The sequence below is a fragment of the Psychrobacter sp. UBA3483 genome (assembly GCF_002377905.1).
Classification (GTDB): Bacteria; Pseudomonadota; Gammaproteobacteria; order Pseudomonadales; family Moraxellaceae; genus Psychrobacter.
In genome coordinates, this window is the sequence record NZ_DFQS01000005.1 from 1 (window position 1) to 24,289 (window position 24,289).

General features: G+C 43.9%; 19 protein-coding genes and 1 other annotated feature. Of the genes, 10 read left to right on the plus strand and 9 right to left on the minus strand.

What is annotated here, in order from left to right; all coding sequences use genetic code 11:
- The first annotated feature begins 165 nt into the window (after positions 1 to 165).
- The 7 genes from B2866_RS00775 (at position 166) to B2866_RS00805 (ending at position 8,066) form a co-directional block, all read left to right on the plus strand.
- A protein-coding gene (locus tag B2866_RS00775) for an IS3 family transposase (protein ID WP_409520824.1) occupies positions 166 to 1,385 on the plus strand; the annotation gives its coding sequence in 2 pieces (ribosomal slippage) (positions 166 to 442 and positions 442 to 1,385; 1,221 coding nt in all).
- Positions 441 to 557: a sequence feature (AL1L pseudoknot), on the plus strand. Its footprint overlaps the gene before it by 117 nt.
- 121 nt (positions 1,386 to 1,506) lie before the next feature.
- Positions 1,507 to 3,213: a phosphoethanolamine transferase gene (locus tag B2866_RS00780; RefSeq protein ID WP_296189595.1), complete on the plus strand. Its 1,707-nt coding sequence runs from the start codon at positions 1,507 to 1,509 to the stop codon at positions 3,211 to 3,213.
- Between the two features lie 45 nt (positions 3,214 to 3,258).
- Positions 3,259 to 3,942 carry a response regulator transcription factor gene (locus B2866_RS00785; protein ID WP_068406041.1) on the plus strand — a complete coding sequence of 228 codons (684 nt, stop codon included), beginning with the start codon at positions 3,259 to 3,261 and terminating at the stop codon, positions 3,940 to 3,942.
- A gap of 102 nt (positions 3,943 to 4,044) precedes the next feature.
- Complete coding sequence (locus tag B2866_RS00790; RefSeq protein WP_296189605.1) at positions 4,045 to 5,400, plus strand: sensor histidine kinase; 1,356 nt, start codon at positions 4,045 to 4,047, stop codon at positions 5,398 to 5,400.
- Positions 5,401 to 5,584: 184 nt separating this feature from the next.
- Entirely contained in the window at positions 5,585 to 6,052 is a 468-nt protein-coding gene (locus B2866_RS00795) for a diacylglycerol kinase (RefSeq protein ID WP_082894329.1), read from the plus strand.
- 54 nt (positions 6,053 to 6,106) lie between these two features.
- Positions 6,107 to 6,868: a PAP2 family lipid A phosphatase gene (locus B2866_RS00800; RefSeq protein WP_296189610.1), complete on the plus strand. Its 762-nt coding sequence runs from the start codon at positions 6,107 to 6,109 to the stop codon at positions 6,866 to 6,868.
- 220 nt (positions 6,869 to 7,088) lie between these two features.
- Positions 7,089 to 8,066, plus strand: a complete 978-nt coding sequence (locus tag B2866_RS00805) for a glutathione S-transferase family protein (protein ID WP_296189613.1) — start codon at positions 7,089 to 7,091, stop codon at positions 8,064 to 8,066.
- Positions 8,067 to 8,160: 94 nt separating this feature from the next.
- Here B2866_RS00805 and hemB read toward each other — a convergent pair whose 3' ends face one another.
- The 5 genes from hemB to B2866_RS00830 form a co-directional block, all read right to left on the minus strand.
- Entirely contained in the window at positions 8,161 to 9,168 is a 1,008-nt protein-coding gene (gene hemB, locus B2866_RS00810; RefSeq protein ID WP_296189615.1) for a porphobilinogen synthase, read from the minus strand.
- A gap of 251 nt (positions 9,169 to 9,419) precedes the next feature.
- On the minus strand, positions 9,420 to 11,231 hold the full coding sequence (locus B2866_RS00815; protein ID WP_296189618.1) for an efflux transporter outer membrane subunit: 1,812 nt from the start codon (positions 11,229 to 11,231) through the stop codon (positions 9,420 to 9,422).
- Positions 11,228 to 14,476 carry an efflux RND transporter permease subunit gene (locus tag B2866_RS00820; RefSeq protein ID WP_296189620.1) on the minus strand — a complete coding sequence of 1,083 codons (3,249 nt, stop codon included), beginning with the start codon at positions 14,474 to 14,476 and terminating at the stop codon, positions 11,228 to 11,230. The genes B2866_RS00815 and B2866_RS00820 overlap by 4 nt, the downstream gene beginning before the upstream one ends.
- A 34-nt stretch (positions 14,477 to 14,510) precedes the next feature.
- On the minus strand, positions 14,511 to 15,905 hold the full coding sequence (locus tag B2866_RS00825; protein WP_296189623.1) for an efflux RND transporter periplasmic adaptor subunit: 1,395 nt from the start codon (positions 15,903 to 15,905) through the stop codon (positions 14,511 to 14,513).
- Positions 15,906 to 16,588: 683 nt separating this feature from the next.
- Complete coding sequence (locus tag B2866_RS00830; RefSeq protein WP_296189979.1) at positions 16,589 to 17,518, minus strand: polyprenyl synthetase family protein; 930 nt, start codon at positions 17,516 to 17,518, stop codon at positions 16,589 to 16,591.
- A 744-nt stretch (positions 17,519 to 18,262) separates the two neighbouring features.
- Between B2866_RS00830 and rplU the strand changes: the two genes are divergently transcribed.
- The 3 genes from rplU to lolA all read left to right on the plus strand — a co-directional run bounded on the left by rplU (position 18,263) and on the right by lolA (position 20,017).
- Entirely contained in the window at positions 18,263 to 18,574 is a 312-nt protein-coding gene (gene rplU / locus B2866_RS00835) for a 50S ribosomal protein L21 (protein ID WP_144297745.1), read from the plus strand.
- Between the two features lie 91 nt (positions 18,575 to 18,665).
- Positions 18,666 to 18,923 (plus strand): 50S ribosomal protein L27, encoded by a 258-nt coding sequence (gene rpmA, locus B2866_RS00840; protein ID WP_055123782.1) that lies wholly within the window; start codon positions 18,666 to 18,668, stop codon positions 18,921 to 18,923.
- A 407-nt stretch (positions 18,924 to 19,330) separates the two neighbouring features.
- A complete protein-coding gene (gene lolA / locus B2866_RS00845) occupies positions 19,331 to 20,017 on the plus strand; it encodes an outer membrane lipoprotein chaperone LolA (protein ID WP_296189625.1) in 687 nt (228 codons plus the stop codon).
- A gap of 113 nt (positions 20,018 to 20,130) precedes the next feature.
- Here lolA and scpB read toward each other — a convergent pair whose 3' ends face one another.
- The 4 genes from scpB to B2866_RS00865 form a co-directional block, all read right to left on the minus strand.
- On the minus strand, positions 20,131 to 20,676 hold the full coding sequence (scpB, locus tag B2866_RS00850) for an SMC-Scp complex subunit ScpB (protein ID WP_296189626.1): 546 nt from the start codon (positions 20,674 to 20,676) through the stop codon (positions 20,131 to 20,133).
- 23 nt (positions 20,677 to 20,699) lie between these two features.
- Positions 20,700 to 21,548, minus strand: a complete 849-nt coding sequence (locus B2866_RS00855) for a segregation and condensation protein A (protein ID WP_296189981.1) — start codon at positions 21,546 to 21,548, stop codon at positions 20,700 to 20,702.
- Positions 21,549 to 21,674: 126 nt separating this feature from the next.
- Positions 21,675 to 22,754, minus strand: coding sequence for a tryptophan--tRNA ligase (locus tag B2866_RS00860; RefSeq protein WP_296189629.1), 1,080 nt, complete (start codon positions 22,752 to 22,754; stop codon positions 21,675 to 21,677).
- Between the two features lie 164 nt (positions 22,755 to 22,918).
- Positions 22,919 to 24,022, minus strand: coding sequence for a lipid A biosynthesis acyltransferase (locus tag B2866_RS00865; protein ID WP_296189632.1), 1,104 nt, complete (start codon positions 24,020 to 24,022; stop codon positions 22,919 to 22,921).
- Positions 24,023 to 24,289: the final 267 nt, after the last annotated feature.

A 24,289-nucleotide genomic window follows, 5' to 3' on the forward strand; every position in this document is an offset into this window, starting at 1 on the left:
ATAATTCTTGTCATAAGTAGAGACATCAACAGCATTGATTAATATTTTCAATATTTTACGCCACACCTATGACTTTGCAATCAGGTGCTTTAACGGGCTCGGTATCTTAGTGAGGTGAACCGCCCCGGGATTGTCGGAGACTTAATATTCTGAGAGAATACGACAATGAAAAGACAAACCTACACTCCTGAGATCAAAGAACGCGCCGTTCGTATGCTGATAGAAGCAGCAAACGAATATCCTTCCACATGGTCAGCTATTCAAGCCATAGCGTCAAAGATTGGCTGTACGCCTGAGACACTGCGATCATGGCATAAAAAACACATTGATCAAACTATTCCTGCCTCAGTGCAAGCGCAAAGCGACAAAGAGCGCATCAAAGAGCTTGAACGCGAGAATAAAGAGCTTAAGCAGGCTAATGAAATCATCAGAAAGGCTGCCGCTTTTTTCGCCCAAGCGGAGCTCGACCGCTGACTAAGACAATGGTTAGGTTTATCGATGAGTATAAATATCAATACGGGATCGAGTCAATTTGTAGAGTCCTACCAATTGCCCCATCAACCTATTATGGTGCTAAAGACTTAGAGGGCTGTCCTGAGAAGCGCTCATTACGAAGTCAGCATGACGACTACTATATCAGTGAAATCAAACATATTTGGCAGGACAGCAAGTGCCGTTACGGTGTTCGTAAAGTCTGGCAGCAGATGAAGGCGGATGGTATTCATGTGGCTCGTTGCACCGTAGAGCGATTAATGAGACAGCATGGCTTACAAGGTGTCTGGCGTGGTAAGGGCAAAATCACCACCAACAGCCGTGACGACCAAAAGCGCGCTGATGACTTGGTGAATCGTAACTTTAATGCACGTCAACCCAATCAGCTATGGGTGGCTGACTTTACCTATATTAAGACATTGAGTGGCTGGGTATATACTGCTTTTATTATTGATGTGTTTGCTCGTGCTATTGTGGGCTGGAAGGTATCGAATCGCATGAACACCGATATGGTGATGGCGGCATTAAACCAAGCAATAGCGGATAGAAACCATCCCAAAGATGTGATTCATCACAGTGATCGTGGCTTTCAGTACTTATCCATTCGCTACACCGATAAGATGGCTGACTGCGGTATGATTGCTTCTGTCGGTACCACAGGCGATTCATACGACAATGCATTGGCTGAACCGGTCAATGGACTCTATAAATCTGAGGTAATTGACTATTTAAAGGAGAACTGGACTGGCGTTAATGATGTTGAACTGGCAACCCTTGAGTGGGTGGATTGGTTTAATAAAACACGACTGCATAGTACAATTGGTTATGTGTCACCTTTTGATTTTGAAAAGCGGTATTATGATAATTTGACCCTGTCGGGCATTGCTGCCTGACTCAAGTAGATCAGCCTCCGATATAGTCGGGGCGGTTCAGAACTGCCTTAACATCTTCTTAACAGCATAATTGGTATGGTAAGAAATCCCATTTCTTATCACCCTGTTGAGAAACCCGTCTATGTTCACTTCACAAGCACTTAGCGCTGACATTACGAAAGCCAAAATCAAGCAAAGATATCTTAGCAATATTGCGCATCATGAGATTAATCTACACTATTTGATGATAGTTGTAGCGCTCTACTTAGTCGCCACTGCCAATGTCAGTTTTTTTGCGCAAGTGCTAAGCATTTATCCTATTCGTAGTGATATAGGCTTTATAATTTCTATCACTGGCTTATTATCAGGTCTAATGTGGCTAGTATTGCAGTTGTTATGTTATCGGCCTATGGCCAAACCCCTGCTCATCACTATGCTGATGATAGCAGCGATATGCGGTTATTTCACTGACGCTTACGGCACGATATTTGATCGTAGTATGCTAATCAATGGTTTACAGACCGATCAACAAGAAGCAATGGGGCTGATGTCGTTAAGTTTTTTTATTCGGTTACTGATATTGGGCGTGATACCTGCTGTTATTATCGCCAAAATTCGTATCAAGCGCACTCCTTTACGTCGTGCTTTATGGCAAAGGGCGGTTGCTCTCTTTCTCTCTGTAGTCTTAATGGCGGTGTGTTTACTGCCATTTGGCGATCAATACGCTACTTTTTTTCGTCAACATAAAATGGTGCGCAGTTACGTCAATCCGATTACCTCTATCTACTCTGTCGTCAAATTAAGTAGCGATTACGTCGATGCATTGCGCCGTCCTGATACGCTATTGCTGCACGCGACAGATGCCAAACGCAGTGCCGCCAGTAGTAAAGCGGCGAAACCTAAGCTTATGGTATTTGTAGTAGGAGAAACCGCACGTGCGGATCATTTTGGTTTAAACGGTTATGTGCGTAACACCACGCCATTATTGGCTAAGCAAGACAACCTTTATAGCTTTAAACAGGCTGCCTCTTGTGGAACTTCAACCGCTTATTCAGTGCCGTGTATGTTCAGCTATGCCAATCGAGATAGTTTTGAGGTAGAGCATGCGGATTATAATGAAAACGTCCTTGATACCTTATATAAACAGGGCGTTAATGTCGTTTGGCGCGACAATAATTCCAGCTCTAAAGGCGTTGCAGATAGAGTCACGTTTGAGGACTTCAAAACCTCTACAACCAATCCAAATTGCGATAGCGAATGCCGCGATATCGGTATGCTTGATGACTTTGATAAGCTGGTAAAGCCAGACGCGCCTACTAAAGGTTCAAATAAAGCCTCTCCTAAAGCGAGAGACACGCTTATTTTATTGCATCAAATGGGTAATCATGGTCCCGCTTACTTTAAGCGTTACCCTGAAGCGTTTGAGGAATTCAAACCTGTGTGTATGACCAACGAGCTATCTAAATGCGACAATCAATCTGTGATTAACGGTTATGATAATGCCATTCGTTATACCGATTATTTTTTACATAACGTGATTGATACGCTAAAAGCATATGAACAAGATTATGATGTGGTCATGGTATATATCAGCGATCACGGCGAGAGTTTAGGCGAAAACAATATCTACTTGCACGGTTTGCCGTATGCTATTGCGCCCGATTCTCAAAAGCAAGTACCCGTTATTATTTGGTCGCCTGCTAGCAACAGCATTGACAAAAACAGCCTTCTTAAGGTAATTAATCAGCCTGTATCACATGATTTTATTACCCCGACGTTACTTAACTTTTTTAATATTACAACGGACGAAGTCGCGGGCGCGCCAACCTTTTTTAAAACCGCTCCTTAAGCGGATTAACCCAAGTAGAGATAGTATTTATGGCTGAGACAGTCTATGTATAAGATACTTATTATTGAAGATAACCCTGATATCGTTGCCAATATCTACGCTTTTTTTGAGCCTAAAGGTTTTGAGCTAGATAACGCCCATAATGGCATTAGCGGCTTGGCGCTGGCCGCGAATAATCGTTATGACGTTATTCTATTAGATGTGATGCTACCGGGGATGGATGGCACAAAACTATGTAAAACCCTACGCGAAGAGTGGCATAATAAAACGCCGATTCTTATGCTTACGGCCCGTGATACGATTTTGGATAAAGTCGCAGGTTTTGATAGTGGGGCTGATGATTATTTGGTCAAGCCTTTTTCACTCGTTGAATTAGAATTACGTATCAAAGCGTTAATCCGCCGACAGCAAGACGAATACTTTGAGCATAGTATAACGGTTGGTGACGTCACGCTTAATGCGAGCGAGCATAAAGTGATACGTGCAGGTAGCGTGCTTAAGCTGACACCCACTGGGTTTAAAATTTTAAATATACTCATGAGCGCGTCGCCACGCGTCGTCAGTAAAAACGAGCTAGAGGAAAAAGTATGGGGTGAGGATATTCCAAGTAGTGATGCCTTGCGCACTCACTTGCATGGCGTGCGCGTCCAAGTCGACAAGCCATTTGTCACACCGGTGATAGTCACGGTACCAGGTGTTGGTTATCAGATTATAGATCCTAATAAGTGATAAATTATTTGAGGATGAGTGAACGGCTTAACTCAATGATAAGCCGCTGGTATTATAGTCATTCTCAGCTTTTCTAACGCCTTCTACGACGAAGTAAACGCTATGTTTAGTATCGACTCAATCACCAATAAATTCCGCCTGTCTTATTTCGTGTTTGCGATATTGCTTTGCAGCGCTTTCGTCAGTATTTTTATGTATGCTGAAGTGAGAATGGAGCAAGAGCTGGTCAAAGCGCGTTTATTACAGCAGTTAGAGCTTAGCCAAGAAAAAGATGGCGAGCAGGGCGTGTATCACGCAGAACCTGGTATCACCATTTATCGCTATGCGAATGCGCCCAACGATTTAAAAGCTTTGGCAACCGACACCCCGCAAGAAAAACCGATGACGATTGAGACGGCGACAGGGACAACCGATACCAATCTGCATTTTTTCTTTTATCAACAAGACCAGCAAGACTACATCCTCACTTATCTCGAAAATGATGAGATGGTGATGGGCAATTACCCTGTGCTTGCTATCTTTGAGCATTTAGAAGATATCTTTGCCAATGCGTTAAGGGTGGCGGTTATTCTCAGTCTACTTATCGCCGCCATATTTTCGCAATTAACCGCCAAGCAAATCACCAAGCCTTTATTAGATTTAAAAAAAGCGGTAGAAACCGATCATCAAAACTTAACCGAGTTGACCCATCTGCCCTCTGAAGTCGGTGTATTGGCACGCACTATTGACGAGAAAAACAAAACATTGGAGCAATACCTAAAACGAGAGCAACTGTTTACCGGCGATGTCAGCCATGAGCTGCGTACACCGTTAACGATTATTATGGGGGCGTCAGAGGTGTTGGCTTCTCAATTAGAAAACGACAGATATTTGAGCGAATTTGCCAATCGTATCAGTAATACCGCAAAAGAAACCTCCGAAATTATTAGTGCGTTATTATTACTGTCGCGTGCGCCTGAAAAACTGGACGCGCCGCAAACTTCTATAAACACCATCGCTATCAGTGAAATTGAGCGGCTAAAATATTTACTCCGTTATAAAACCGTCACTTGCAGCTTAGTCGCTGAGCAAGAATATTTCGCCTACGTCAGACCTGAGCTGCTAAAGATGGCGCTGGGGAATTTAATAAAAAATGCGTTTCAGTATACCGATAATGGCGAAGTGATTATTACTATAGACGCTCAAAAGATAACCGTTAGTGATACGGGTTTGGGCATCGCTGAGGATATGATGCCATTACTGTACGAAAGGTTTGAGCGTTTTGAGCAGCACAATGCAGACAAGCCATGGGACAAAGAAGCGCTGTCAACAGGCTACTCCAGTTATAAAGTAGAAGGCAGTGGCTTAGGACTTAGCATTGTCCAACGTATCATGAGCCATATGGATTGGCAATTAACCCATCAAGCCAATACGTTAAACGGCTCAGACGGTAGTATATTTAGTATTTATTATAGATAACGTTTATTAACCATCTGCTTAATAGTCCCTTTTGCTTATGCAGTCTCTGGTTTATATCCTCTTAACGCTTTCTTAACGTCTCATCACTTATACTCAAACCCTGCTGATTTTGCTAATGGTTGATTGTTTAAGTTTCTAACAATCAGTTCCGTAGTTACACGATAATGAGTATAAAGCCATCAATATGAGCACCATCAAATCTACGTCTCCTGACAATGAACCGCTAAGCCATGACGGCAACGATCCAATAAACGCTTCTGAGTTACTGCCACCTGACAATTTTGCGAGTAAGGTGAAAGGTAAAAAAGGGCTAGCTCGTCTTTTAAAGGCGACGGGCTACTCTATAGAGGGCTTTAAAGCCGCTTATAAGTTTGAAGCCGCCTTTAGACAAGTGGTATGGCTGAATCTTGCATTGCTGATGGTTATTACATTGATACCCTTTGGCGTCGCTAGCAAAATGCTGCTTGTAACCGCCTCTTTTTTATCTCTTATCGTTGAGCTTATCAATACAGCTATTGAAGCGAGTGTCGACCATACGTCAACCGAACAGCATCCGTTGGCCAAAATAGCCAAAGATACCGGCTCCGCTGCCCAGTCTTTAGCGTTACTGCTGCTGGTGATTTTGTGGTTACTGGCGTTATCAAACCTTTAATAATAAAAGATATTGATGCTTTTTTAGGTTTAGCGGTTACGCAGGATGTCTTAAATGATTTTAGAAAACAATACCTCTAAAAACAACGGCCTTAAAAATAATGCCTCTAATTTGGTATGGCTGAAACTATTTTGCTTAACGGTTGTTGCTACTTTGGTGTTTGAGCATAGCCAGCTTGATGTTCGTATTAGTGCGCTTTTTTATGCAAATGGGCAGTGGTTTTTAGAAAAAGGCGCTCAGCCTTATGCGTTTATCTTTTATGATGGCCCAAAAGCGCTATTGATTTTATTGGCTATCTATTTGTTCGCTGTATTAGCCATCAAATCTACAAACCTTTCAAACCATTCTACTATCGTCAATAATGGTCAGTTTAATAAATTTATTATGCCCTTTTCAGTTCGTGAAATCAGCTACCTGTTGACGGTTCTTATCCTCGTCCCTTCTACCATTGGCTTATTAAAAGCTATCACGCATGTTAGTTGCCCCAATCATTTAACGCTATTTGGAGGCAGCTTTGATTATCTTAACCTTTGGCAAAATATAGTGGCGCAAACGCCTGCCAAATGTTTTCCCGCTGCGCATGCTAGTGCTGGGTTTTCTTTATATGGTTTGGCATTTTTGCCTTCTTTGCAGCAGTATCGCTATAGAGTCTTTGAAATAGTAACGGTCTTAGGCTGGACAATGGGATTATATAAAATGCTCTTTGGCGATCATTTTTTTAGTCATACTTTAGTCTCAATGTTACTGTCGTTAACGATTGCGTGTGCGCTTGCCAATGTGTTTTCTAAAAGAGCCACTATAGGCAGTTCAAAATAAGCTCTTTATCTTTAAAGTTTATGACTACTTTTTTCTAAAGAATCCTCCAAAAGCTTTGTTTGAGAAACAAACAAAGCTTAATGGCTAGGCAACATAGAAATGTTACTATAACTCTTAAAGCTAGATAACGATGACGATGGCAATCATTCAAGGTGGATTGTTTGCTAGCAGTCGTTTTTAGTATCCATTCATTTAAAACTAAAATAAATAGGAGCAAAACATGGGCTTACTGGTCGATGGTCAATGGCAAGATAAGTGGTATGACACCGAGGCGAGCGGTGGACGCTTTGTACGCGAAGATGCTGGTTTTAGAAACTGGGTAACAGCGGACGGTAGCGCAGGCCCAACCGGCGTGGGTGGCTTTAAAGCCGAAGCCAATCGCTATCATTTATATGTGTCGCTTGCTTGTCCGTGGGCGCATCGCACCACGATTTATCGCAAATTAAAAGGCTTGGAAGACATGATTTCGCTGTCTGTCGTGCATCCCTTTATGGGCGATAAAGGTTGGACGTTTGCAGAAGGTGCTGGCGTGATTGCTGACCCTATTGCCAATGCGAGCTATTTATATGAAGTATATGTCGCTGCCAAGCCTGATTATACCGGACGCGTCACAGTGCCAATATTATGGGACAAAAAAACCAATACCATCGTCAGCAATGAATCCTCTGAAATCATTCGGATGTTAAATTCTGCTTTCGATGAAGTAGGGGCGACGGACGTTAATTTTTTACCAAAAGCGTTGCTTGCAGAAATCGATACGGTCAATGAGTTTGTTTATTCAGCAGTCAATAACGGCGTGTATAAAGCAGGATTTGCCACGACCGAAGCTGCTTATAAAGAAGCGGTAGTAACGTTATTTAATGCCCTAGATACGTTAGAGGTGCGTTTGGCAGACCAGCGTTACTTGCTTGGCGATACAATTACTGAGGCAGATTGGCGCTTATTTACCACGCTGGTGCGCTTTGATGCAGTATATGTTGGGCATTTTAAATGTAATATCCGCCGTATTGTTGATTATCCCAACCTTTGGGGTTATCTGCGTGATTTGTATCAGGTGCCCGGTATCGCCGAGACGGTCAGTATCGAGCATATCAAGGCGCATTATTACACCAGTCATGCCAATATCAATCCCACGCGTATTATCCCCGTCGGTCCGCTGCTTGACTTTAACGAACCTCATGACCGTACGCGTTTCTAGCTTTTATTGAGCTTTTTAAATTAAGCTAAGAAAAAACCGCGCTAGCTAATATATAAGCTGGCGCGGTTCTTTGTATAAAACGATTTAATCTATATTAAGCGTTATTCAACTGACGCGCAGCTTCTAGGGCGAAATACGTCAAAATGCCATCAGCGCCGGCACGGCGGAAACCAATCAAGGATTCCAAAATTACCGCATCTGTTAGCCAGCCGTTTTGAATAGCAGCCATATGCATTGCGTATTCACCAGACACTTGATACGCAAAAGTCGGTACGCCAAAGGTGTTTTTAACTTCACGAATTAGGTCTAAATATGGCTGACCAGGTTTAATCATCACCATGTCAGCGCCCTCATTGATATCCATGGCAACTTCGTGCAGTGCTTCGGCGCGGTTGCCAAAGTCCATCTGATACTGCTTTTTATGACCGCCTTTTAAGTTGCCAGCACTGCCAACGGCATCACGGAACGGACCGTAGTAAGCAGAAGCATATTTGGCAGAGTAGGCCATGATAGCGGTGTTGACAAAGCCTTCGGCTTCAAAGGCATCACGCATGGCTTTGATACGGCCATCCATCATATCACTTGGCGAGATGATATCAGCGCCTGCGCGGGCATGTACAAGCGCTTGCTTGACCAAGACTTCGACGGTTTCGTCATTGACCACATAGCCGCTGTCATCGAGCAGGCCGTCTTGACCGTGTGAAGTATAAGGGTCTAGCGCCACATCGGTCATCACCACCATTTCTGGTACGGCATCTTTGACTGCTTTGACGGCGCGCGCGCTTAAGCCATTTTCATCATAAGCCGATTTGCCATCAGGGGTTTTTAATGAATTATCAATGACAGGAAAGATATCGATAGTGGTGACACCCTCTGCTAATAATTCTTTGGCATAATGAATCAGCAGATCAATCGATAGGCGCTCAACGCCTGGCATGCTAGCGATTGCTTCACGTTTGTTTTCGCCCTCTAAGACAAAAACAGGGGCGATAAAATGCTTGGGATGCAGCTCAACTTCACGAATCATCGACCGCACGTTATCGTTATAACGCAAACGACGTAGACGGGTTTCAGGGAATTGACGGTTAAAAGTATAAGTCATGACTTTTCCTTATTTGTTGTTAAGCATGGTTATTTATCAGCTTCATGGAAACAGCTGTTTTAAGACTGGTTTTTATAAGATTGGTATGGTTAAGAGAATAAAAAGGTCGTTGGTATAATGTTGTACGATAACTGGCACTACTATAACCAATAGTCGCTATCGAAAGCAAAAAGCCCTACCAAGTCGGTAGGGCTGATTGTTGTTATCGACTATCAAGGTGAGGAAAGGTTTCCCGCAGCCTCTAGAGTTGCTTAACGCTCATTAATCTGCGTGACCGGCACTGGTTCAACCTTGGCTTCTTTCGTAATGGTCTGTTCAGTGACCACGCCTACAGCAGCGTCCGTTTTGCCATCATTATTGACATCGACAACAGCCGTTGGGTTAAAAGTTGCTTTCTCTATTGGTTGTGCCTGCTTAATCGCTTGCGCTTCTTGTGCAGAAGCCACGCGAGCAGAGCTGGCCGCTTCGATGGCATCGACTGCTTTGGCTTTATTGCTATTGGCCGGTAGATTGACCAATTGCACCAAGTTTTTATGCGGTACAGGAATGACGGTTGGCACATCAAGGTTGGCACCGCCGCCTAGCACTTGGTAGAGCTCAACTTGGCTGATGATTTTTTGTAACTCTAAGTCCAAGATACCTTGCTGCGTTGAGAACAATGAGCGTTGCGCATCGAGTACATCTAGGTAGTTGGCAATACCCGCTTTAAAGCGCGCATCGGCAATCTGATACGTTTGTTCAAAGTTATCTTGCAAACGGTACTGCGCGGCCAGTTGGTCGCCCAATGTCGCTCGTGTCGCTAAGACGTCTGATACTTCACGGAACGCGGTTTGGATAGAGCGCTCGTAGTTTGCTAGCGTCTGTTCGCGCTCAATTTTCGCCACATCATAATTGGCATCTAAGCGGCCCGCATCAAAGATAGGCACGCTAATGCTTGGACCAAATGACCAGCCAACTGAACCACTCTTAAATAAATCATCTAAACTGCCGCTACTCACGCCCACGCTACTGGCTAGGCTGATAGACGGGAAGTAAGAGGCGCGCGCCACTTCAATATTGGCACCAGCCGCTTTTAGATTGTATTCTGCTTCCAATACATCAGGGCGATAGCGGAGCAATTCACTTGGTAAGCCGGCGCTGAATATCTGCTGGCTTGTGATATTGCTAACAGCAGGGGCTGGAATAAGATTGGTTGGAATGGGGCCACCGACCAAAAACTGCAGCGCATTACGCGATCTTAAAATACTGCTCTGTGCCTGTAAAACGGCAAGTCTGGCATTTTCTAATGACGCACTGGCTTGCAGCGATGGCAGTTTAGGGTCAATACCAGCTTCAAAGCGTTTATCAGCGATAAATAGAGACTTTTCACGGCTTTCGACCGTCGCTTCAGCCAGTTTTAACTGCGCAAGGCTATAGCTTAAATTGGCATAGCTTTGAGCGATATTACTAATCAGGCTGATTTGAGTGGTGTCTTTGGCTGCGGTAGTCGCTAAAAAGTTTTGTAACGCCTGCTCTTTTAGACTAGAAATTTTACCCCAAAAATCTAACTCATAGTTAGCAAGACCAAGGTTGACGTTATATGAGCTGTTAGGGTTTTTATCGCGACTATTTTGCGCTTGGCGCGTGTAACCACCGCTACCATCAATTCTAGGCAGATCATTAAGATCGGTAATTTGATACTGCGCGCGTGCTTTCTCAATGGCCAAACGTGCACTTTCAAAGTCTTTGTTATTCTCTAAGCCTAACGCAATCAGACCTTTTAAGCGTTCGTCGCTGTAAAACTCCTGCCAGCGCTGCCCAGCAATACTGGCTTGATTGGCGCTACTGACGGTTTCTTTATCGAACGCGCCGTAGGTTTGTTCAATAGGAACGTTTGGCTCAGCAAGGACAGGGCGCATATCCGCTTTTGGAATGGTATTACAAGCTGCCATGCTTAATGCTAAAGCGGTGAGGCCGATTAAACGACCGCCATTTTTACGCAGGACTGCAAGCGCTGGTTGGGCAGTGGTAGCTATAGTGGCTACCGCTGCTGAGTTTAAGGTAAAGGTTTTTTGAGCACTCATTGTATATTATCTCCAAAGCTTGCAGGCTGATAACTATCAGAAGGCATTGGGTCAGAAGGCGTTGGGTTTTGCGGGCCAGGTGTGCCGTCGTTACCATCATCTCTATCGTTTGGTTTGTTATTCTCATATTTATGCGGGAACATACTACGTACCCAAATATAGAACATCGGAATAAAGAAGATACCTAAAATAGTTGCGGTGACAACACCACCAACCACGCTGGTACCGATGGCGTTTTGACTACCTGAGCCCGGACCTGTGGCGATGAATAATGGCACAACACCGAGTCCAAAGGCAAGTGAGGTCATAATAATCGGACGCAGACGTTGTCGCGCTGCGGTCATAACTGCCTCTTTTAGGCTATAGCCTTCTTCTTGGTGTTCCTTTGCAAACTCGATAATCAAGATGGCGTTTTTAGCCGATAGACCAACCACCGTCAGTAGACCAACCTGCAAGTAGATATCGTTATTAAAGCCGCGTAGCCACGTAAATATCACCGCACCTAGTACCCCAAGTGGGATGACCAATAGCACAGAGAAGGGGATAGACCAGCTTTCATACAAAGCGGCTAGACATAAGAATACCACTAAGATTGATAGGGCATAAAGCATCGGCGCTTGGGCACCTGACTTTTGCTCTTCAAGTGACATACCTGTCCACTCATAGCCGACACCTTCAGGTAGCTTTTGCATCATCGCTTCCATGGAGCTCATTGCTTCACCCGTACTCAAACCAGGCGCTGCGCTTCCTTGGATATTCATCGATGGTAAGCTGTTATAACGGGTCAGACGCGGAGAGCCTGATTCCCATTCGCTACTAGAGAAAGCATCAAATGAAATCATGTCACCCGAATCATTACGGACATACCATTTACCAATATCATCAGGATTGGTTCGGCTACTTGGCTCACCTTGGACAAACACCCGCTTAATACGACCACGGTCGACGAAGTCATTGATATAGCTTGAGCCCCACGCGGTAGAGATAACGCTATTGATATTACCCAATGAAAGCCCATAAGCAGCAGCTTGTTCTTGATTGATATTAATTTTTAACTGCGGGGCATCTTCTTGACCGTTTGGACGGACGCCTGCGACTTTGTCGTTTTGTGCCGCCATACCGAGGAGCATATTACGCGCTTCAAGTAGCCCATCATGCCCAAGGTTGCCGGTATCCTGAATCATTAAATCAAAACCACTGGCGTTACCAAGTTCGGTAATCGCAGGCGGTACAATCGCGAATACTTGGGCTTCATTTAACTGGGTAAAGAAGTAACCCATGGCGCGGTCGGCCACCGCTTTTGCCGTGTTTTCTGCACCAGGACGATCAGCCCAGTCAGATAAACGTACGAATGCCAGTCCCATATTCTGCCCTTGTCCAGCAAAACTGAAACCTGCAATGGTAAAGACGGAGGCAATATTATCACCTTCTTGGGTATCATAATAATTACTGACTTTATCGAGTACATCTTGCGTTTCATTTAGCGTCGCACCAGCAGGAAGCTGAACTAAGGTAAACATAATACCTTGGTCTTCTTCTGGTAAGAACGAGCCGGGGATACGTAAGAATACCACTGCCATAATACCGATGATGGCAGCATAGCCAATTAAATATAACCATTTAAACTTAAAGCTTTTACCAACCGAATTTTCATAGTTACGGCTGACTTTATAAAAAGAGCGGTTAAACCAACCAAAGAAGCCTTTTTGTTCTTCGGTAGAGGCTTTGTCATGGCTTTTGCTACGTTTGAGCAAGGTCACACACAGAGCAGGGGTAAAGATAAGGGCGACCAGTGCCGACAATACCATGGCAGTAATCAAGGTGATTGAGAACTGACGATAAATCACACCAGTTGAGCCACCAAAGAAGGCCATCGGTACGAATACCGCCGATAGAATCAAGGCAATACCGATAACGATTTTACTAATCTCGCGCATCGATTGTAGGGTAGCGTCTTTAATGGAGATATGAGGGTCTTCCTCCAAAATACGCTCGACGTTTTCTACCACCACAATGGCGTCATCGACCAGTAGACCAATGGACAGTACCATGGCAAACATGGTTAAGACGTTGATACTAAAGCCTGCAATATAGAGTACCGCAAAGGTACCTAATAAAACCACAGGAACGGCAAGGGTCGGAATGATGGTCGCACGCCAGTTCTGTAAGAAAATGAACATGACGATAAATACCAAGACAATTGCTTCAATCAGCGTCTTGACCACTTGCTCGATAGACAAACGTACAAACGGCGTGGTGTCATAAGGGACGACTGATACCAGACCCGCTGGGAAGTTTGCTTCCAGCTCGGCCATACGTGCGCCAACCGCTTCGCGAGTTTCCAGCGCGTTTGCACCACCGGCCAATGAGATACCCAGACCGGCTGCTTCATTACCGTTATATAGTGAAATAACACTATAGTTTTCACTACCAATTTCAACTTTTGCAACATCACCTAAGCGAACTTTTGCGCCAGAGGTATCGGTTTTTAAGAGAATGTTTTCAAATTCTTCAGGGGTTTGTAGATAGCTTTGCACCGTAACAGTAGCGTTGATAACCTGTTGGTCGGTATCAGCAGGCGCTTGTCCTAGCTGACCGGCAGACACCTGCGCGTTTTGCGAGCGTACAGCGTTCACCACATCAGATGGCACCATGTTATAGCTACGCAACAGAGAAGGGTCAAGCCAGATACGCATCGCATAAGCCGAACCAAACACCTGCACTTCACCCACACCTTCGACACGGCTCAACTGGTCAACAACGTTTGAGTTGACATAATCGGCGATATCCGCGCGATCCATGCTGCCGTCTTCAGAAATAAAACCTTGCACCATTAAAAAGCTGCTAGAGGATTTATTGACGTTGACGCCTTGACGCTGTACCGACTCAGGTAATGAGCTCATGGCGGCTTGAAGTTTATTCTGTACCTGTACCTGTGCGGTATCAGAATCAGTACCGTTTTCAAAGGTCAAGGTTACTGATGCGCCACCGTTTGAGGAACTCGACGATGACATATACATCAGACCGTCAAGACCTTTCATACGTTGTTCAATAATCTGCACAACGGAATCTTCAACAGTTTGAGCGTTAGCACCAGGATAGCTTGCGCTAACCGAAATCGTTGGTGGTGCAATACGTGGATACTGCTCAATCGGCAAATTAATGACCGATATCACCCCGATGAGCATGACCAAAATAGCCATCACCCATGCAAAAATAGGGCGATTAATAAAAAAACGTGACATAGTATATCCCTAGTCTTCCTATCTTTGAATGGAATTAGTTAGCGGTAGATTCTGCAGGTTTTTTAGCAGCGGCATCTTTACTAGCTGGCTTATCCATCGCTTTTGCAGCTTGCTGCGGCGTTTGGGCAGTAGGTGCATCTGGCTTAGCAGGCGCTGCATTGGCATCTGGTAATGGTTTGGCGACTACCTCTTGCTCAGGCTTCACTTTTGCACCACCGATAACCACCACTTTATCCCCTGCTTGTAGGCCGTCTGTGACCACCCATTGCCCTTTATAGGTACCATTAATAGTGACAGGACGTACTTGGATTTTGTTATTCTCGTCAACGATATAAACTTGCGTTTCACTTTTTGGTGTCCGCATGACGGCGCTTTGTGGTACCAAAGCGGCGTTAGTTATGACGCTTTGGGTTAAGCGCGCACTGACATACATACCAGGCAACAAGATATTGTTTTTATTAGGGAAGACCGCACGTAAGGTCACCGCACCCGTTGACTCATCAACTTTTGCTTCTGATAACGCAAGCTCGCCGCGTACCGGATAAGTTGAGCCATCTTCTAACACCAGCTCAACCGAGTTCATGCCCGCTTGTGCTTTACCAGCAGAGATTTGCTGGCGTAATTTAAGCAGCTCAGATGAAGACTGGCTGATATCGACGTAGATAGGATCTAGGCGCGCGATAGTCACTAAAGGATCTGGTTGACCGGCGCTGACCAAGGTACCGGCCGTCACGCTAGAGCGATCAGTACGACCTGCAAGCGGCGCACGGACGATAGTACGATTAAGATCTAGTGTACTGGCTTGTAAACCTGCCTTGGCAGTTTGGATGCCAGCTTTGGCACTCTCAATACCGGCTTCGGTTTGTCCGATAGCTGCACGCGCACTTTCGACTGCTGCTTGCGCCGTACGAACTTGGGTAACCGCTTGGTCGTATTGCTGTTTTGAGATTGCGTCAATTTCAATCAAACCCTGCAAGCGATTTAAGTCATTTTGTGCTTGCGATAAAGACGCTTGGCGACTGACCAGCTCAGCTTTGGCATTGGCATTATTTGCTAACGCCGTCTGATAGTTGGCTTCAGCTTGTTGAATCGCCGCCTGCCCACTGGTGATAGACGTCGCGTAGTTATCGGTATTGATACGATATAAAGGCTGATCTTTTTTGACGTTGCTGCCTTCACGGAACAACACCTCATCAATAATACCATTCACCTGTGGGCGAACGTCGGCAGTTTGGTAGGCGGCCGTACGACCAGCGAAGGTTTGTACTTGAGGTACGGTATCTAGAGTGACAGTCTGAACGTTGACGACGGCAGGTGGCATTTGCTGCTGCGCTGCTGCCCCAGCTGCGTCCTCATTTTTATCACAGCCGACCAATACAGCGCCAGATAGTACAGATGCTATTACAAGCGCAAGAGTAGAGTGCTTCATCAATGTCCTCGGCAATATAAATATCATATAATAATTACAGTTTAAAAAAGTTTATGGATAAATCTTAACGGAGTAAATATGAAACGTAATATGTCTTTACCGCTGCTAATGGGTTTATTACTAAATAAATAACATAATAACTAAACACATAACAATCGGATAAGCAGATTTAAAGTAATGCATGATTATAAACTATAGGGTATACCCCACAGTCAAGACACAAAAAGGCGCTTATCAAGCTTGTAAATGTCTTGTATCTCGATAAAGGTCTAACAACCATTGATAATACAAGCGTAACGTTCTAAATACCTTGTAAGATTCGTAATGAATACGGCGCCAAAATATTGTTAAATTTTGTTTTTTTAAATAGATTGAGAGATAGTAGCAAGAAAACCATATAAAAATACAGTAGAAAATGGCATGCACAGAAAAACGATGTTTTAGCAATACTTAAGCGTGAACGCTAAAATTTCAGGGAAAAGTAAGAGATATGAAACGAAAAAAAGCGCTAGACAATGACAGAAAATGACAGAGCTGTACCTATCACAGCCCTCATTTTCTGATTTCATTTATTTTGTTATTATAAAGTAAAACTTAACTACAAATTAAACAGTAAAATATTTCTGAGCCACAACATGCTGCGTAAACAGGTTAAGCAGCCATAATATATTAAATAGCAATATTTACACTAAACGCGCGCTAGCAAGTTCCGTCAGCTGATATAGCCCTTGGCGATAGCGGTTATCAGGTAAGCTGCTAAGCGCTTGCTGCGCCAGTTTGGTTTCCTCCAAGGCGCGCTGTTTACAATACTCAAGTGAGCCTGATTGACGGACGAGCTCAATAAGCTGCTCAGCGTTTGGGGTTTTACCCGTTTGCACCGCAAGGCGTAATTGCTCATAGCCTGCTTTATCGCTTTCTTTTAACAACTCAAGCGCTTTAATAGTAGGCAGTGTTGGTTTGCCTTCGGCAAGGTCATCGCCAAGGTTTTTACCCATCACATCGCTATCGCCACTATAATCAAGTACATCGTCGACGATTTGAAAAGCGTTACCGAAATGCTGACCAAAATCAGCCAGCGCTTGCAGGTGCTCGGTTTTATTTTGCAAGATAGCAGCGCCTTGGGTCGCCATCATAAATAAGCGTGAGGTTTTGCCATCGATGATATTTAGGTAGTCTTGCTCCGTCGCTGCAGGATTATGCTGATGTTGGAGTTGTAAGACTTCGCCCTCGGCAATATCACAGGTGCCATCGGAGAATACTTGTAATAAGGGCAGGCTCTGAAAACCAACCAATAGATTAAAAGCGCGGGCAATTAAATAGTCACCGACCAGCACGGCAGTGGCATTGTCCCAAGTGGCATTGGCCGTTGGCTTACCACGGCGCTGACCTGATTCATCAATCACATCATCGTGTACCAAAGTTGCTGTATGGAGCATCTCAGTAATCGCTGCCAAATGCATCGCTTGCTGTGAAGGCTCATCATTAAACATACGCGCGCACAATAAAGTAATCAGCGGGCGCATACGTTTGCCGCCAGCATTGATTACATGCTGTGAGACGCTCATCACCAGTTTCACTTTGGAGTTCAAACTACCAAAGACTTGCTTGTCCATAATCTCAAAATCGTCAGCAACGATGCTTTGGATGTCGGCATAGCTTAGCGTATCGGTAGAGCTTGGCGTAGTGGTTAAAACGTTTAAGGGAGTAGTCGATGTTACAGTGGCGTTAGATAAAGAGTTACTGGTCATAATAAGTCGTCATACCAATGAAAAATGAGTTTGGATAGCGGTCTATTTATAATAATGCTTAAAGCAAATAATAGTTAAGCTAGCGTTTGACGCATAATAGCATAGCTGTCTGGGTCAATGGTTGATTTAAGTATAGCAAAAAGTAAGCCAGTGCTTATCATATAGCAGTGCATTGCTTATTTTATTTCTGGCTTTTTTAGAAGTTAATTGGTTAGATTTCTTTAATGAGGCGCTTATGTTAGAAATATTTTATTGATAATAGTGGTTAATAAGGTTTATATTTAAAAAAAACTGTAAGTCACTGATTATATAAGCTATAATAACCGCTGTTGGATTTTAACCCATTCGCGTTTGATATAACATGCTTAAATAGAGAAAGTTGGTCTTAGCATCGGTAGCCGTTAGCTTTGTCAATTAAATTGATCGCTTTTTTAGAGAAGTATATCAACCGATATGATTGTTATTACCACCTCGCAAAAACAAGAGGCGCGGCTTGCTTTTATGAGCAAAAAGCCGTAAAATCTTGCCTTTAATTTTTCCCTGTCGTGTTCGTTATCGAAGCGTTGATATAACATCAGCCACGGCACACGGGTTAAACGGAGTCAGACAATGTACGCAGTAATCAAAACTGGTGGTAAACAGCACCGTGTTGTGGTCGATGAGCTTTTAAAAGTTGAATTACTAAAAGCAGAAAAAGGCGAAACAATCAAATTTGAAGACGTATTGATGGTTGTTGACGGTGAAACTGTCAAAATCGGTCAACCTGTCGTTGAAGGCGCTAGCGTAGAAGTTGAAGTGGTTGAGCATGGTCGCGGCGAAAAAATCCGTATCATCAAACACAACCGTCGTAAGCATTATCACAAAGAGCAAGGTCACCGCCAATGGTATACCTTGTTAAAAATCAAAGCCATTAATGCCTAATTATTTACTTAGCAATGACTGCTAAATAGCGCACTAAATGCTTAAGAGTTGTCGCATTAGCGATAAGTCACATTAACAAGGAGATTTTCTCATGGCACATAAAAAAGCTGCCGGTTCGAGCCGTAACGGTCGTGATTCAAACCCAAAAATGCTAGGCGTAAAAATCTTTGGTGGCCAAGCTATCACAGCTGGTAACATCATCGTTCGTCAACGTGGTACAGAATTCCACGCAGGCGAAGGCGTTGGTATGGGTCGTGACCATACTTTATTTGCACTAAATGACGGTGTGGTAAAGTTTGCGACCAAAGGTAAATTCAACCGTCGTTATGTTATGGTTGAAAGCGCATAATTGCCCATCTAGATTATTTAGTTATTAACTAATATAATCCGATGACTAAAAAAAGCCCTTATTACCGTTTGGTAGTAAGGGTTTTTTTATGGTGCTAGGCTATTATTAAAAGCAGATTATTATATTAGCAATAGCTCGCAAACTGCTTTTAGATAACACTAATTTATATATAAAACAGACAACAAATAACAGTGAATGCTATGTAACGCTACTGGTTACAAGCGTGTATGGCAGCGGTAGTAATGATTGCAAATCATGACTAGGCGCGTAATAAAAAAACTGGCACACTGTCTGCATTGTTTACTGACGCCGAATTTATGGCGCGAGATAAGCACTTACTCGAAAACAAAAATTTTAATTAGAACATATTGTTTTTATGCTATTTTGCATTTAAAAGAGGAATTATAATGACTGTATCAACGAAAAAGACCACTTTAAAACAAAAATTAATGGGCGGCGCTTTAACGGGCGTATTGATGACTGCACTTGGAGTGGCAGCGCCGATGGTAGCATTGACCCAAACAGCAAGCGCTGCTCCTGCGGATAACTTAACGGCTGCTAAACGCTTAAATAAGCTATTAAGTAATACCAAAAGTATGACGGCTAATTTTAGTCAAACCACCAAAGGCGCTAATAGTGGCACTTTTAGCGGTACCATGAGTGTTCAGCGTCCAAATAACTTCCGCTGGGAAACCAAATCACCGTCAGAGCAGCTGATTGTGGCGAATGGTAGCTCAATGTGGGTTTATGACAAAGATTTGGAACAAGCGACCAAGCAAAATGTCGATAGTCAAGTAGGTAACACCCCAGCGTTATTGTTATCAGGTGACCCAAGTAAGATTGATAAAAACTTTAAAATTACCCAGCCTTATGCCAATAAAAACTACTATGTGCTCTATCCAAAATCAGATAGCGCCAGTTTTAAGAGCTTATCGATGAGCTTTAGTGGTGGCAAACCTGTCATGATGGTATTGAATGATACGCTAGGACAAACCACGACGATTAAGTTTAGTGGTATTAAAATGAACCCAAGTATCAATAGCAGTCAGTTTAAATTCACGCCGCCAAAAGGCGTTGATATTATTAATCAATAATTCTTTTACCGATCAACCCTATAAAAAAGGACACGCTTATAAAGCGTGTCCTTTTTTACTGCTATAAGTATATACAGATTTTACTGTAATAGATTTAAGATAATGACTTGGTACTAAGACAAAGCTTTGATAGCTTCCATATCAGGCAGTGGCGGCAGCTCATCTAAATTGGTCAATCCAAACGCATCTAAAAATTGCGCTGTAGTATGTAGCAGTGCAGGGCGCCCCAAGGTTTCTTTATAACCTTTCTCTTCAATCCATCCCTTATCAAACAGTTGACGCAAGATATTACTCGATAGTGTCACACCGCGCACGTGCTCGATGTCACTGCGGGTCACTGGCTGCTTATAAGCAATCACACTCAGTGTCTCAAGTAAGGCTTGGCTAAGGCGCTCTTGACGCTGCGGGAATACGCGCTGAATTAACGGACTATAGCTATCTGCGATTTGTAGCCGATAACCACTGGCCGTCTGATGCAAGCTTAATACACCCGTATCCAAGCGCTGCTGTAATAATGCCAAAGCTTGTTTGAGATCTTTGCTAGACACAGACAAGTGCTTCTTTAAATCATGAGCGGTGAGTGGTGCTTCAGAGGCATGCAGCAGCACTTCAATATGTTTACTCATTTCTTCTAAATCTTGATGCTGCGTATCTGTCATTGTACTGTTCTCTATTAAAACCCTTAAGCCAACCACTGTAACGTTAATTGTCCTATATGGCAGTCTACTGTAGACTGATTGTCAGCAGCTGGTTGGCGCTCTGAATGATTATTTACGACACCAACCAACTGCCGTTTCATCAGCTCAAGTACCGCGACAAAACTGACTACAACGCCTATCTTACCTTGGGATTTATCCAGCAGCTCATAAAACGAGCGCGCACCATCCGTGCTTAGCTGTCTGCTAATACTGGCGATACGATCAGAAAGGGGCACGGCATCAACTTTGATATTATGCATTTGATAATCAGGCTGCAGCTGCATTTTAAATAGGCTATCAATCAATAAGTTTGGCGAGTAATTAGGCAGTTCGGCACTCATAATCTCTTGGCTGGGCATACTAACCAGCGCCAAAAACACATCGCGCTCAAGACGCACCAGATTGTCCAAACGTTGACTGGCCACTTTGATTTGCGCATATTCTTCAAGGCGTTCAATCAGCTCAGCTTTTGGGTCACGCTCATCGCTTGGCGTTTCGGGCTTTGGTAGTAGCAGCTCGGTCTTAATGGCAATCAAGGTCGACGCCATCAGCAGATAGTCACCCGCCAATTCAAAATGTTCGGTATCCAGCTCACCGATATAAGCCAAATACTGCTCAGTAATCGGCAATATCGGCATTTGGGTGAGATCGACATTGTTCTTTTTGACCAGATATAATAAGAAATCTAAGGGTCCAGCAAATTGCTCAAGCCAAATGGCAAAGGCTTGCGGTGGTACATAGAGATCTTCTGGTAGATGCTGCACCGGCGTCTGATAAATACGCAGCGCCATATCATTATTGATTGAAATACGATGTTTGCCATTGCTATTCATAAATTTAGCGTTTTCATGCGCGCTTACGGAAAACGCGGCCTTTGGTAAAGCCGCTGTTTTATTTTTCAATACTGTCTGCACCTTTAGCGGCCGCCCTGATTACTGTGAGTAAAAGCAATCAAAGACTTACTTAAGCTTAGCAAGGGGGCGAATACCAATAGCGCGGCGCGTCTTATCGAGCTGTTTACGGCTATGGCGACGGGCCTTTTCTGCGCCCATTTGTAAGATTTCTTCTAGCTCTTTTGGATTGGCCATCAGTTCCTCATAACGAGCACGGAATGGGGCAATCTCGCTATTGATTTTATCAAACAATGCTTGCTTGGCATCGCCCCAGCCAATACCAGCTGTATATTGATCACGCATATCAGCAACCTCCGCAGACGTTGCAAAGGCTTTATAAATCTCAAAGAGTGCAGAATCATCAGGGTCTTTTGGTTCAGCAGGCAACTGCGAGTTAGTCACAATTTTCATGATGGCCTTATGCATCTGCTTTTCAGGGCTGACTTGCGGATTAGGCTCACCAAATAAAGGAATGGTGTTGCCATAGCTCTTGCTCATTTTGCGACCATCAAGACCAGTGAGCAGCGGGATATCTTCATCAACAACCGCTGATGGTAAGGTAAAGAGAGGTTTGTAGCGATGGTTAAATGTACCAGCGATATCACGGGCCATCTCGATATGCTGTACTTGGTCACGTCCGACAGGCACATGGGTGGCATTAAACATCAAGATATCGGCTGCCATGAGCACTGGATAGCCGAATAGACCCATATTGATCCCTTGATCTGGATCAACGTCGGCTTTTTCGGTATTGATATCGACTGCCGCCTTATAAGCGTGCGCGCGGTTCATTAGACCTTTTGCGCATGAGCAATTTAAAATCCACGCCAGCTCTGGAATCTCTGGTACATCAGATTGACGATAAAAGGTCACGCGCTCAGGGTCAAGGCCACAGGCAATCCATGTCGCGGCAATAATTTTGGTCGATTCATGAATAACAGCAGGGTCATAACAGCCGATAATGCCATGATAATCTGCCAAAAAGAAAAACGCCTCATCATCACTGTCTTCAATCGATTGAATGGCTGGGCGAATAGCACCAACGTAATTACCTAAATGCGGAATGCCCGTTGGTTTGATGCCGGTTAGGATACGTTTACTTTCTTGTTTAGAACTGTCTACAGCTGCGTCAGTTTGAGTACTCATGAAAAATCCGTTATTTTATTTCTCACATCGTTATTTATGCAGGTGAGTTATTGATATGAGTGAGTTATTAAAATAGATAAGTTATCGAGGTAAATAATAGAGCTGATAAAATATCAGCTGCAAAGTATAGCAAATTTTGTAGCTATTTTTTGGGTAATCAAAACCTACTTATAAATATCGGTACGACCGTTAGGGCCATTTTTGAAGCGACGATGGAACCACATCCACTGGGTAGGATCGATACGAATCAATCCTTCTAGCACCTCATTAACGCGTGTTGCATCGGCAATCTCGTCATCGCTCGGATAGTTCTCCAGCTCTGGCGTAATGGTCAGATGATAATGCGGACGTTTGCCTCGCGGCAGGTTATCAGGTGTTTGCCGATAAGTATGCAGCGCCATGAGTGCTGGTGGGTTTTGCTTGTTACCCAACTTTGCCATCCGCCGAGAAGCGGTAATAGTAGCGGCGGGCACACCAAAGAACGGCGCCATGACACCTTGCTTGAGACCATAATCTTGGTCAGGTGAGTACCAAATCACGTGCTTAGCTTTAATAGAATTAACAAGGCTACGCATGTCACGGCTGGCAATCTGCTTACCAAAAATCTTAGTACGTCCGTTATAAATGAACCAATCAAGAAGCGGGTTATTTTGCGGGCGGTACATACAATCGGTGGCAAAAAACTGCGTGCAGAGCATGCCGCCAAGATCGAGCATCGTATAATGGGCCCCAAGTAAAATCACAGGTCGACCTTGGTTTTGGGCATTTACTAGGTGCTGTAAGCCCGAGATAGACACCGTACGGGTAAAAATATTAGGACGATACCAAGCGCATAAGGTTTCAAACACCCCAATACCTTGATTGACAAACACTTGCTTTGCCATCAACTCGCGCTCAGCTTCGGGCTTTTCTGGAAAAGCCAGTCTTAAGTTAATCAAGGTATCACGCCTGCGCGAGCCGGCTAGTTTATAGATTGAAATACCCAGTTTACGACCCAGCCAAAACTGCCAACGCAGTGGCAGATATATCATCGGCATGATAATTGCCAATAACAGCCAGATACCCCAATATTGCGGCAATAAAAACTGCCATTGAAAGGGTTTTTTTTCTGCTTGCGCTGTTTGCTTATGCGTTTGCGTAATTGTAGGCATACCAGCAGGAATGGCGGGCGACTTAGCCATCTCGCTCTGTTTATTATGCTTACCTACAGGCGGTGGCATATCCGTTTTCGGTGGTTTACTAGGATCGTATTGTTCGGGGGCTTTCATAATGAGGACAGGGTAATAAAAGTTACTATTATGATGGGGGAGCGCGGCTAAGTTTGCAAGCAGGTTTTAATAAAGTAACGACAACAAAAACTAAGCGTTTTTAAACGACGCGGCAGATTAGCGAATTATCTTCCATTTAAACAATAGCACTAAAAAATAGCCATAAAAAAACCTTATAAACTGAGACCAGCTTATAAGGTTTTGCAAATCTACTCTTTTGCTTAATACTGCTGCAGCGACTCTGAGAAAAAGAAGACAACAGTAAAA

What these genes read in the sequence shown, in the direction of transcription:
- B2866_RS00780 (WP_296189595.1), top strand. Translation starts at nt 1,507, where the DNA reads ATGTTCACTTCACAAGCACTTAGCGCTGACATTACGAAAGCCAAAATC.
- B2866_RS00785 (WP_068406041.1), top strand. Translation starts at nt 3,259, where the DNA reads ATGTATAAGATACTTATTATTGAAGATAACCCTGATATCGTTGCCAAT.
- B2866_RS00790 (WP_296189605.1), top strand. Translation starts at nt 4,045, where the DNA reads ATGTTTAGTATCGACTCAATCACCAATAAATTCCGCCTGTCTTATTTC.
- B2866_RS00795 (WP_082894329.1), top strand. Translation starts at nt 5,585, where the DNA reads ATGAGCACCATCAAATCTACGTCTCCTGACAATGAACCGCTAAGCCAT.
- B2866_RS00800 (WP_296189610.1), top strand. Translation starts at nt 6,107, where the DNA reads ATGATTTTAGAAAACAATACCTCTAAAAACAACGGCCTTAAAAATAAT.
- B2866_RS00805 (WP_296189613.1), top strand. Translation starts at nt 7,089, where the DNA reads ATGGGCTTACTGGTCGATGGTCAATGGCAAGATAAGTGGTATGACACC.
- hemB (WP_296189615.1), bottom strand. Translation starts at nt 9,168, where the DNA reads ATGACTTATACTTTTAACCGTCAATTCCCTGAAACCCGTCTACGTCGT.
- B2866_RS00815 (WP_296189618.1), bottom strand. Translation starts at nt 11,231, where the DNA reads ATGAGTGCTCAAAAAACCTTTACCTTAAACTCAGCAGCGGTAGCCACT.
- B2866_RS00820 (WP_296189620.1), bottom strand. Translation starts at nt 14,476, where the DNA reads ATGTCACGTTTTTTTATTAATCGCCCTATTTTTGCATGGGTGATGGCT.
- B2866_RS00825 (WP_296189623.1), bottom strand. Translation starts at nt 15,905, where the DNA reads ATGAAGCACTCTACTCTTGCGCTTGTAATAGCATCTGTACTATCTGGC.
- B2866_RS00830 (WP_296189979.1), bottom strand. Translation starts at nt 17,518, where the DNA reads ATGGACAAGCAAGTCTTTGGTAGTTTGAACTCCAAAGTGAAACTGGTG.
- rplU (WP_144297745.1), top strand. Translation starts at nt 18,263, where the DNA reads ATGTACGCAGTAATCAAAACTGGTGGTAAACAGCACCGTGTTGTGGTC.
- rpmA (WP_055123782.1), top strand. Translation starts at nt 18,666, where the DNA reads ATGGCACATAAAAAAGCTGCCGGTTCGAGCCGTAACGGTCGTGATTCA.
- lolA (WP_296189625.1), top strand. Translation starts at nt 19,331, where the DNA reads ATGACTGTATCAACGAAAAAGACCACTTTAAAACAAAAATTAATGGGC.
- scpB (WP_296189626.1), bottom strand. Translation starts at nt 20,676, where the DNA reads ATGACAGATACGCAGCATCAAGATTTAGAAGAAATGAGTAAACATATT.
- B2866_RS00855 (WP_296189981.1), bottom strand. Translation starts at nt 21,548, where the DNA reads ATGAATAGCAATGGCAAACATCGTATTTCAATCAATAATGATATGGCG.
- B2866_RS00860 (WP_296189629.1), bottom strand. Translation starts at nt 22,754, where the DNA reads ATGAGTACTCAAACTGACGCAGCTGTAGACAGTTCTAAACAAGAAAGT.
- B2866_RS00865 (WP_296189632.1), bottom strand. Translation starts at nt 24,022, where the DNA reads ATGAAAGCCCCCGAACAATACGATCCTAGTAAACCACCGAAAACGGAT.